The 6,944-nt window shown below is 52.7% G+C and carries 10 protein-coding genes; 5 read left to right on the top strand and 5 right to left on the bottom strand.

What is annotated here, in order from left to right; genetic code table 11:
* The first annotated feature begins 424 nt into the window (after positions 1-424).
* Complete coding sequence (locus GEI7105_RS0102840) at positions 425-967, top strand: Uma2 family endonuclease (protein ID WP_035492610.1); 543 nt, start codon at positions 425-427, stop codon at positions 965-967.
* 331 nt (positions 968-1,298) lie between these two features.
* Positions 1,299-1,634, top strand: coding sequence for a rhodanese-like domain-containing protein (locus GEI7105_RS0102850; RefSeq protein WP_017658975.1), 336 nt, complete (start codon positions 1,299-1,301; stop codon positions 1,632-1,634).
* Here the strand turns inward: GEI7105_RS0102850 and GEI7105_RS0102855 are convergent.
* Both GEI7105_RS0102855 and holA read right to left on the bottom strand, forming a co-directional pair.
* The gene (locus GEI7105_RS0102855) at positions 1,628-2,065 is read right to left on the bottom strand and encodes a DUF4168 domain-containing protein (protein WP_017658976.1); all 438 of its coding nucleotides are present in this window, start codon (positions 2,063-2,065) and stop codon (positions 1,628-1,630) included. The genes GEI7105_RS0102850 and GEI7105_RS0102855 overlap by 7 nt on opposite strands.
* A gap of 11 nt (positions 2,066-2,076) precedes the next feature.
* Positions 2,077-3,054 carry a DNA polymerase III subunit delta gene (holA, locus tag GEI7105_RS0102860; protein ID WP_017658977.1) on the bottom strand — a complete coding sequence of 326 codons (978 nt, stop codon included), beginning with the start codon at positions 3,052-3,054 and terminating at the stop codon, positions 2,077-2,079.
* A gap of 215 nt (positions 3,055-3,269) precedes the next feature.
* On the opposite strand from holA, the gene GEI7105_RS0102865 reads away from it, so the two are divergent.
* Entirely contained in the window at positions 3,270-4,091 is an 822-nt protein-coding gene (locus tag GEI7105_RS0102865; RefSeq protein ID WP_017658978.1) for a DUF1868 domain-containing protein, read from the top strand.
* Positions 4,092-4,099: 8 nt separating this feature from the next.
* On the opposite strand, the gene GEI7105_RS0102870 is transcribed toward GEI7105_RS0102865, so the two are convergent.
* Together GEI7105_RS0102870 and GEI7105_RS38160 are read right to left on the bottom strand one after the other, a co-directional pair.
* On the bottom strand, positions 4,100-4,891 hold the full coding sequence (locus GEI7105_RS0102870) for a M48 family metallopeptidase (RefSeq protein WP_245555363.1): 792 nt from the start codon (positions 4,889-4,891) through the stop codon (positions 4,100-4,102).
* A 73-nt stretch (positions 4,892-4,964) separates the two neighbouring features.
* Positions 4,965-5,123 (bottom strand): hypothetical protein, encoded by a 159-nt coding sequence (locus GEI7105_RS38160; RefSeq protein ID WP_017658980.1) that lies wholly within the window; start codon positions 5,121-5,123, stop codon positions 4,965-4,967.
* Between the two features lie 2 nt (positions 5,124-5,125).
* On the opposite strand from GEI7105_RS38160, the gene GEI7105_RS0102880 reads away from it, so the two are divergent.
* Both GEI7105_RS0102880 and GEI7105_RS0102885 read left to right on the top strand, forming a co-directional pair.
* The gene (locus GEI7105_RS0102880; RefSeq protein WP_017658981.1) at positions 5,126-5,653 is read left to right on the top strand and encodes a DUF4330 domain-containing protein; all 528 of its coding nucleotides are present in this window, start codon (positions 5,126-5,128) and stop codon (positions 5,651-5,653) included.
* Between the two features lie 183 nt (positions 5,654-5,836).
* Positions 5,837-6,397 (top strand): HD domain-containing protein, encoded by a 561-nt coding sequence (locus tag GEI7105_RS0102885; RefSeq protein ID WP_017658982.1) that lies wholly within the window; start codon positions 5,837-5,839, stop codon positions 6,395-6,397.
* A gap of 32 nt (positions 6,398-6,429) precedes the next feature.
* On the opposite strand, the gene GEI7105_RS28810 is transcribed toward GEI7105_RS0102885, so the two are convergent.
* Positions 6,430-6,944 (bottom strand): RNA-guided endonuclease InsQ/TnpB family protein (locus GEI7105_RS28810; protein WP_017658983.1); only part of this gene is annotated, 515 nt, incomplete at its 5' end.

Raw genomic sequence — 6,944 nt, forward strand, 5'->3', positions numbered from 1 at the left:
GGATCGGTGTTGCGAGATATTCGCGAATTCGGCGATCGATTCTTTATACAGTCGTACCAGTCACCAGTCACCAGTCGCCAGTCGCCAGTCACCAGTGAAGACAGGGAACAGGGAACAGGGAACAGGGAACAGGGAACAGGGAACAGTTAATAGTTTCTCCCCCTCTCCCTTGCTCCCCCTCTCCCTTGCTCCCCCTCTCCCTTGCTCCCCCTCTCCCTTGCTCCCCCTCTCCCTTGCTCCCCCTCTCCCTTGCTCCCCCTCTCCCTTGCTCCCCCTCTCCCTCTCTCCCCCTCTCCCTCTCTCCCCCTCTCCCTCTCTCCCCCTCTCCCTTGCTCCCCCTCTCCCCTGAAGAGTCTCCCCATCCCAAAAAGTTGGGTTAAAATCGGACAAAGCCTTTTTCTGTCTTGACTGAGACGAATTGCTGATGGTTGTTGTTACGCCGAGTTTCCCCCCAATCGAATCTCTCGACGATTGGATGCAACGTCCTCCCGATCGCACGGAATGGGTAGGGGGACAATTGGTCGAGAAAAACGGTATGACGCTCAAACACAGCCGGATTCAAGGAAATTTGTACTACCACTGGAGAGCGTACAAAGATTCTAGTGGGTTAGGAGGTGAAGTCTATACGGAAGTTCCCTGTCGGACGGAAGGACGCGGGCGATCGCCAGATGTGGCCTACTTAACGCCGGAATTGGTCGATCGCTACGGTGACGAAACAGTCCTTCCTCAAAGTTTTCCCCTCACGGCTGAAATTGTTTCGCCCACGGATTACGCTGAAGATGTGATTTCTAAAGCCTTGGAATATTTGCGAACGGGGGCGTTAGAGGTTTGGTTGGTGTATCCTGAAGTGGCTTGGGTTATGGTCGTGACGGAGGGCGATCGCCAGATTTTTACCTCGGGCAATACCCTCGCGACCCAGGCGGTTTTACCGGGTTTTGAAGTCACGGTTGACGAACTGCTGCGATAGTTGAGACTTGGCGATGGGATGAACTCCGATCGCTATTTTTTGGAGGCGATCGCGTTAAGAATCGCTGACCTAAAAATAGATGACAGATCGTTTCGATATTCTTTAAAAATCCAAAAAAATTATAAATTTTATTTCAAAATATTTCAAGACAATTGACAGATCGATCGCGGGTTTTAATAATAGAAATACTATTAATTCAAAAAAGCTTGATTCGATTGTCTCGATCCCACTAAACTCAACGCCTTCAACCTCGAACTGCATTTTTCAAAGTGTCGTTAAGGCTTGAGTGCGAGACGCTGTTACCCACACAACGCAGTTTAGAAGATTGACGATGGTTTCCTCGATAAATGTCGAAAAACTCGCCGAGCGTCTGGCGACGGAGACGAACCCCCTGCAACTGATCGACGTGCGAGAACCCGAAGAAGTGGAAATTGCCGCGATCGACGGCTTTACCAACTTGCCCATGAGTCAAGCCCACGAGTGGATCGTAGAAATTGAAGAGACATTCGATCCCAGAACAGAAACGATCGTCATGTGTCACCACGGGATTCGCTCGGCTTACGCCTGTCATTGGTTAGAAAGTCGGGGCTTTGCCAAAGTTTTCAACCTGTCCGGTGGGATCGACGCCTACGCGATCGTAGTCGATCGCTCGGTTCCCCGCTACTGAGATCGAACTTGTCCTTGAAGGCGCAACCATTCGTTATTAAACAGTTCCTGAAATTCCTCGTCCCAAGTTTCCAACCCAGGATCGAGGCGATCGAGGGTTTCGTTAAACTGCGAAACGGTAAAATTCGCGTTGCGAACGAGGTCTTCAGCATTTTCACAGTACTCGATAATTTCGCGACGCACCGAGCGAGACAGTCCCTCAACCGAATCTGGGGTGTTGCAGCGAACCGCCGCCAACGCCTCGGGTTCGACTGTCCCTTCTAAGGATTCGTACAACGCTTGACGTTGCGTTTCGAGAGTCTGTAACGTCTCGGCCAACGTCCGTGCGACTTGCGCCTTATCCGTTTCCGCGATGGGAGATTCCCCTTCGCCGCCGCAACCCGACAGCAGCAACAGCGCCAACAGTCCGACTAGCCAACCTTGCCGACTCACGACTCAACCCCCTAACCGCGACAAATTCCGCACAATTCTATCACTTTCATCTGAAGAGTCGCGACGGGGTCGGCGCCTCGTTTGAGCTGGAATTCCAAGGACAACAACACGCCCAGCGTTTGCTGTAACTGTCCGAGTCCGACGCGATCGACCTCTCGACGCAGAAAATAAACTCGCTTGGGATTTCCCACTTCCGCCGCTCGAGCGATCGCCCTTTCGTCTCGTTCTCGACCCTCCACCATTAACTTGACCCAAAGCCACGTCCGAAACTGACCCGTCAGCGTGGCGACGATCCTCAAAGGCGCTTCGTTGCGGGCGACTAACTCCGAGACTAACCCCAAGGCGATATCCGTGCGTCCGTCGAGAATCGCCTTCGCCAGTTGCAAACTATTTTGTGTCGTCGCCGTTACCAACTGTTCCACCGCAGCGGCCGTCACGTTATCTTCCCCCACCCACAAGGACAACTTTTCTAACTCGCCGAACAGTTGGCGGGTATCGTTCCCCACCGCTTCTGCGAGTAACGCGACCGCCTCCTCCGTCAGCGTGACCCCCACTTCTTTCGCTACCTGACGGACGCGCTTTTCCAGTAGATCGGTTTTCCAAGGAGGAATCGCAGAAAACTCCTGAAACTGGGCTACCGTTTTCAACAACTTTGTCGATTTCAGACGGTTATCGGGTTTCTGTCGCGTCGTCAGCAGCAACACCGACGTTTCGGGAATCGCTTTGAGCGTGCGTTCTAATTCCGCGTGGAGTTCCGCCGAACATTGCTGACACAGGCGAGTATTCTGAAGCCACACGAACCGTCCGCCCCCACCAAAGGGAGGCGTCATCGCCTGATTCAAGCCTTGTTGCGTCGCTTCGGGGCTGTCTGGTGGAATTTTGTCGAAGTTAAACGATCCCCAAGCCGGATCGAGGGTGCGATCGCGTAACGCTGTCACCGCGCGATCGATCGCGAAATCGTCTTCTCCCCAATACACGTAAATTGGCATTTCGATAGTTGATAGTTGATAGGGAACAGGGAATCGGGAACAGGGAACGGGGAACAGGGAACGGGGAACAGTCACCCGTAAAGACAGCAAACAGATAACTGTTTCTCCCCTTCTCCCCCTCTCCCCCTCTCCCCTTCTCCCCTTCTCCCCCTCTCCCCCTCTCCCCCTCTCTAATTTCCCCCATCGCTGTCTTTTGTCCCGCGAAATCGCCCATAATGCAGAATATAGAAGGCTTTTGGGAGAAATGTATTTTGGACGATACTTATCAAATTTATCTCGATCGCGTTGCGAAGCTCGTGGACACGGAGTCCCAGGCGAAAACGCTCCATCATATTGTCGAATCTCCGAAATTCGCGCCCCGTCCAGAAGGTGGACGACAACCGAAGCCGTTCCCCGGTTATAGCGTCATCACGCCGCCGTGGTGTGACAGTCCTTCGGACAGCGAGTTTTACGAAGTGATTCGTTCCTGTCAGAACCGATTGTGCGATCGCCTCGATCGCGACTTTTTCGTTCCCGTTCCCCCAGATAGCTTCCACTTTACCCTCGCCGATTTAATTTGGGATAGTGCTTACCGAGACGCGATCGCCCAGTTTCCAGAGTTCGACGATCGCTTGCGGACTTGTATCGGCGAAATTTTCCAACAGACGCAAGACAGCATCAGCAGCGCCCACCCCGTCCGTTGGAAAGTCGTCGGTTTGGCGGTGATGACGCGGGCGATCGCCGCCTGTTTGGTTCCCCTCGACGAAGCCTCCTACGATCGCATCGTGCGTTTGCGTCGCGCTATCTATCAAAACAGCGACTTGATGCGCCTCGGTATCGAACAGCAATATTACTTGACCGCCCACGTGACGCTGGGCTATTTCGGGAACCTGTCCCGCGAAGGCGATCGCACGGCGTTAGCGCCGTTCCTCACCCAGACAGCGAACGACAGGTTCCGAGACGCACCGCCGTTGCACGTCAAACGGGCCGAACTGCGAAAATTCGAGGATATGACCCGCTACGATCGCGCGCCGAACTTCCCCGTACTCACGTTGTAACAATTTCACTAAAGCAGCGGTTGAATCTGACGGCGATAGTACGCTTCGTCTAAGCCGTCTCCTTGCGCCGCCGTTTCGGGGTCGATGCGCTCTCGCAGTCTCACGATGCGATCGCTGGTGTTGGGGTGGGTACTGAGAAATTCGGGAATCGACGAACGACTCGTCAGATTGTGATAGAAATTCACCATCCCCACGGGAGCGTAACCCGCCGAGCGAACCAGAGACAACCCCACCTCGTCGGCTTCGTACTCGGCGCGACGGCTACTCGGACGGTTAATCGCCAGTTCGTAACCGATTTGGACGAGAACGTTGGGATCGACTCCCGCCGCGTTCAAGACCCCTTGGGCGATCGCTGCTTGTTTCAGGTTATCGAGGACGTGGCGCTCGACGACGTGACCGATTTCGTGGGCGATGACTCCGGCGAGTTCGGCTTCGTTGTCGGCTTCGCGAATTAAACCCGTGTTGAGGTAAACGAAGCCGCCGAGAGTGGCGAAAGCGTTGACGCTATCGTCGCGAACCACTTGGAACGTAAAGGGAAGGTCCGATCGCTCGCTGACGCGGACGAGTCGCTGGCCGATGTCGTTGACGTATTGGTTGACTTGGGAATTCTCGTAAAGGGTGATGTCGTTTTCGAGGAGGCGATCGTTAATTTGTTCGCCGATCGCCACTTCCTGTTCGTCAGACATCGTAGACAGTTGAATCAACTGCACCGCACTCGGAAGGATATCCCAAATCGAAAAGCCCCGTACTGCAAGACTCGAGGTCGTCCAAACCCCCACAGCAGCGAAAACCGACAGCACGAGATAGGAAACGCGACGTTTTAAAAGACGTCTGAGTGGGGAAAACATATCAATCCTGCGAAAAAGAACTTACCTATACTATTTTGACGAAATCAACCGGAAAGAAGTTCGCCGCTCGATCCCGTTCGCCGTACTTTTCGACGGTCTTCAAGGCGATCGCCCCCGCGATCTGCGCTGTCTTCCCCAAATTTGTGATACGCTCTGACCGACAGCGTTTTTTGTAACCCGCCACTGATGAAATTTCTCGATTCTAAAGGTCGCTTGTTCGGTAAAGTCAGCCTCCTCGACGTGGGCGCACTCCTGGTCATCGTCATGGTATTCGTGGGAATTTTTCTCTTCCCCGGAACCTCGGGTTCGGTCGCACAAATCAATACGACGACGAAACCTGTTGAAGTGAGCGTTATCGTGCGCGGGTTGAGCGTTCTCGATCCCGAGGGATTTTTGCAAAATCTGCGAGAAGTCGGAAAAACCAATATTATTATCCGCAATCAACCCAGCGGACAGGTTAACGTGAAAACCGTCGAACGTCTTCCTCGGATGTTAGCAATTCCACAACCGGACGGTTCCGTCAAAGAGTTACCCGATCCTCGAGCGGAGGAACTTTATAGTATTAATATGATGCTAACGCTGGGGGGAGACGCTCAGATTACCGATAACGGTGTAGTTTTAGGAGGGAGCAAGTTAAAAATTGGGACGCCGATAGAGTTAGAAGGGAAAAACTACAATTTCAATGGTAGTGTCATCGAGGTCAATACACTGTAAGCCTAACTCGACCTGTTCTCGATCTCGGATTTTACAATTCGATTGACTCTCTAATCTCGAGGGATTGGAGAGATTTTTTTTAACTCAAGCAACGCTTTATAAAATACTCTAAATTTTAGAGCGTTCGTTTTCAGTTCTCGTTAAACTGTAAACAGGATATCGAACCGAGAAATAAGTCGTTTTATGCAACTGTCTCAACGCTTTACTGATGCTCTGGTTTGGGCGACGGAACTCCACAAAATGCAAGTTCGCAAAGGTTCGGGGGTTCCATACGTCGCGCACGTTCTCGGTGTGGCGAGTTTGGCGTTAGAATACGGCGCAAACGAAGACGAAGCGATCGCCGCCTTACTTCACGACGCGATCGAGGATTGTGGGGGCGCACCCATCGCCATAGAAATTCGCCGCCGCTTTGGGGAGACGGTGACGGAAATCGTTGAAGGCTGTACGGACGCCAATACGACCCCCAAACCCCCCTGGAAAACGCGAAAAGAAGCCTATATCGCCAAGATTTTATCGGCGTCTCCGTCGGTTCGTCTGGTGTCGGCGGCGGATAAGTTATACAACGCGCGATCGATTTTGAAAGATTACGCGATCGTCGGCGATGCGATTTGGGAACGGTTTCGCGGTAAAAAAGAGGGGACGTTGTGGTATTACCGCGCGATCGTCGATGCGTTTCATCAAGTGGAAACAACGCCTATCGTCGCGGAACTCGATCGCGTGGTGTCGCAATTACTTCAATTTTAATAAGTCAACGCAGCAGGGTGAACTACCACTCATCATCGCGAGGCGATTGATGAGTGGCTTCCAGCTTCACTGGGAATTGCCTCGGAAAGCGTCGAACGAATTCGACCTCCCTTTGGACTTACATTCCCTCCACTGGCAGAAGCCCCGGTTCCCGAGGCCCATATCCGCAAGCCTTCATTTTTAAGATTGATTGCCGCATTGATGTCGCGGTCGTGAATCTGCCCACATTGCGGACATTCAAACGATCGCACGTCGAGTCCCATCTTGGGTAACGGCAATAGAGTTTCAGAACAGAGGTGAGTGCTGGGGAAAAATCGATCCACTTCCAGATAGACCTTTCCTTCCGCCTCGGCCTTGTATTTGAGCAGGGTCGAAAACATTCCCCAACCCACATCGCTTATTGCCTTAGCGAGGCTGTGATTCCTGACCATGTTCTTCACGGCTAGATTTTCCACCACAATCACTTGGTTCTCATTGACTATCTTGCGGGATAGCTTGTGGAGAAAATCGGCTCGAGTGTTGGCAATTTTACTGTGAACTCGCGCCA

This window comes from Baaleninema simplex PCC 7105 (assembly GCF_000332355.1).
GTDB lineage: Bacteria > Cyanobacteriota > Cyanobacteriia > Cyanobacteriales > Geitlerinemataceae > Baaleninema > Baaleninema simplex.